The 2,815-nt window shown below is 60.8% G+C and carries 3 protein-coding genes; 2 read left to right on the forward strand and 1 reads right to left on the reverse strand.

Features of this window, described 5'->3' with window-relative positions:
* The coding region (locus AC1DVH_RS29050) for a carbon starvation CstA family protein (protein ID WP_477756683.1) at positions 1–546 on the reverse strand (546 nt) is incomplete at its 3' end.
* A 297-nt stretch (positions 547–843) separates the two neighbouring features.
* On the opposite strand from AC1DVH_RS29050, the gene AC1DVH_RS29055 reads away from it, so the two are divergent.
* Positions 844–2,208, forward strand: a complete 1,365-nt coding sequence (locus AC1DVH_RS29055) for a cache domain-containing protein (RefSeq protein WP_477756684.1) — start codon at positions 844–846, stop codon at positions 2,206–2,208.
* Between the two features lie 36 nt (positions 2,209–2,244).
* Positions 2,245–2,815: response regulator (locus AC1DVH_RS29060; protein WP_477756685.1), on the forward strand; the 571-nt coding region annotated here is incomplete at its 3' end.

A 2,815-nucleotide genomic window follows, 5' to 3' on the forward strand; every position in this document is an offset into this window, starting at 1 on the left:
CACGATCAACGCCAGCACCGCGAGGATGATGATCATGATCAGGAAGCAACCGAACAGCGCGATGGTCCCGGGGATGCGGCCCATTTCCTCACGGACCATGTCGCCCAGCGAACGGCCGTTGCGGCGGGTGGACATGAACAGGACCATGAAGTCCTGCACCGCACCGGCCAGCACCACGCCAGCAATCAGCCACAGCGTGCCGGGCAAGTAGCCCATCTGCGCCGCCAGCACCGGACCGACCAGCGGACCTGCGCCAGCGATGGCCGCAAAGTGGTGACCGAAGAGTACGTGTTTGTTGGTCGGCACGTAGTCCAGACCATCGTTGTTGAGCACAGCCGGAGTGGCCCGATTGGGATCGAGCTGCATCACTTTATTGGCGATGAACAGGCTGTAGTAGCGGTAGGCAACAAGGTAGATGGCGACGGCTGCGACTACGATCCACAGGGCGTTGATCGCTTCGCCGCGGCGCAGGGCCACGACACTCAGCGCAATCGCTCCCAGGACAGCCACGGCAAACCAGGCGAGGTGTTTAGCCAGACGGGGCATAGCGTGTCTCCTGCCGACAGCCAGTGACTGCGGCGGTAATTTTTATAATTGTGTCCGCGGTGCGGAGCTGGCCCAATATCTGCGCATGGCGTCCACAAATAAATCCGCGTTACTACGTACGTGGTGTCTACGTAGTTCTACGTAGAACACGCCCCACCCCTTGTAGGAGCGAGCTTGCTCGCGAAAAAGGTACAGCCGACGCCACTCAGCGCCTGGAATACCGTCGCGAGCAAGCTCGCTCCTACAAGGCGCCTCTTTGGCATATGATCCCGAGCCTTCGCGCGGGCAGGAGTCAACATGCAGCTCAAACACAAGATCGTCGCCCTCGGGATTCTGCCGCTGGTGCTGGCCATTGCCGTCATCTGCGCGCTGGTGATATCCCTCAACCGCCAATTGGGCGACCAACAGGCGCAACTGATCGAAGACAGCATTCTGGCGAGCAAGCGCGCGGAGCTGAAAAACTACGTGGAAATGGCCCAGAGCCTGATCGAGCCGCTGTACGACGACGGCCACGGTGATGCCCACGCCCAGCAACAAGTGCTGGAAGAACTGCGCAAGCTCAGCTTCGGCATCAACGGCTACTTCTTCGTCTACGACCACGAAGGCCGCAGCCTGATGCATGCCCGCCAGTCGGAACTGGTGGGCCAATACCTGTGGGACATGAAAGACCCCCACGGCCTGCCGGTGATTCAGGCGCTGCTGAAAAGTGCGCAATCGGGCGAAGGTTTTCAACGCTACGCCTGGAACAAACCCTCCTCCGGCCAAGTGACCGACAAACTCGCCTATGTGGTGATGCTCGATCGCTGGGGCTGGATGCTCGGCACCGGCATCTACCTCGAAGACGTCGAGCGCGCCACCCAGCAGGCCCGTGCCGAAGTGGCCATGGGCATCCGCAAGACCATGATGGCGATTGCCGTGGTCGCCCTGGTCGCGGTGCTGTTCGTGTTCGCCACCGGCATGACCCTCAATGTCAGTGAGCATCGACTGGCAGACAAGAAACTGCAGCGCCTGACCCAGCGCATTGTCAGCCTGCAGGAGGAGGAACGATCACGGGTGTCCCGCGAGTTGCACGACGGCATCAGCCAGGTGCTGGTTTCGATCAAGTTTCAGTTCGAACTGGCCAGCCATCTGCTGGAACGCGGACAAGCCAACGACAAGGGCTTGAATACATTAAAAGAAGCCACCGAGCGCCTGGGCGATGCCATCGGCGAAGTCCGCAGTCTATCCCACGACCTGCGCTCATCCTTGCTCGACACCCTTGGCCTGCCAGCGGCCATCGGCCAATTGGCCGCCGAATTCGAGCAGCGCAGCGGGCTGAGCGTGACCTATGACGAAAATGAATTCGACTGCCAACTGGTCGACGGCGCCGCTGTTGCACTGTTCCGCATCGTCCAGGAAGGCCTGACCAATATTGAACGCCATGCGCAGGCGAAGAACGTGTCCATTACCCTGCGCGGCTGCGAACAATCGGTGCGACTGACCGTGGTCGATGACGGTATCGGTTTCAACGTCGCCCAGGTCGAACGTCGTCAGGCCGGCATTGGTTTGCGTAACATCCGCGAACGCGTCGAACATTTTGGCGGACGCTTCGATTTGATCTCGATGCCGGGCAGAAGCGAACTAGACGTGCTGCTGCCGATGAAACCTGGCGCAAAGCGCTGATCCGGCCCCAAAAAACTACAAGAGTGAACAGCTGCGATGAACCTGCCCTCCCCGATCCGCGTCGCCCTGGTCGACGATCACTCCCTGGTCCGCGACGGCATCAAGGCGCTGCTGGCCGTGATGTCGCCCCTGGAAATGGTCGGCGAAGCGGAAAACGGCGCCGAGGCCATCGAGATGGTCGGACGTTGCCAGCCGGACCTGCTGCTGGTCGACATCAGCCTGCCGGACATGAACGGCCTGGAACTGACCCGCGTGCTGCGCAGCCAATACCCGTCGCTCAAGGTGCTGGTGCTGAGCATGTACGACAATTACGAATACGTCAGTGAATCGGTGCGCTCCGGCGCCAGCGGCTACGTGCTGAAGAACGCCCCGTCACGTGAAATCATCGCCGCCATCGAGGCCATCAGCAGCGGCGGAACCTTCTACAGCGCCGAAATCGCCCAGCGGCTGATCGCCGACAGGAACACCGACAACGAACTGACCCCGAGGGAAAGCCAGGTGCTGTCGAAGATGGCGCAAGGGTTGAACAACAAGGAAATGGCCCGGGAACTGGACATCAGCGTGCGCACGGTGGAGACACACCGCTTGAGCATTCGGCGCAAGCTCA

The sequence above is a fragment of the Pseudomonas sp. P4_C3 genome, from assembly GCF_056402075.1.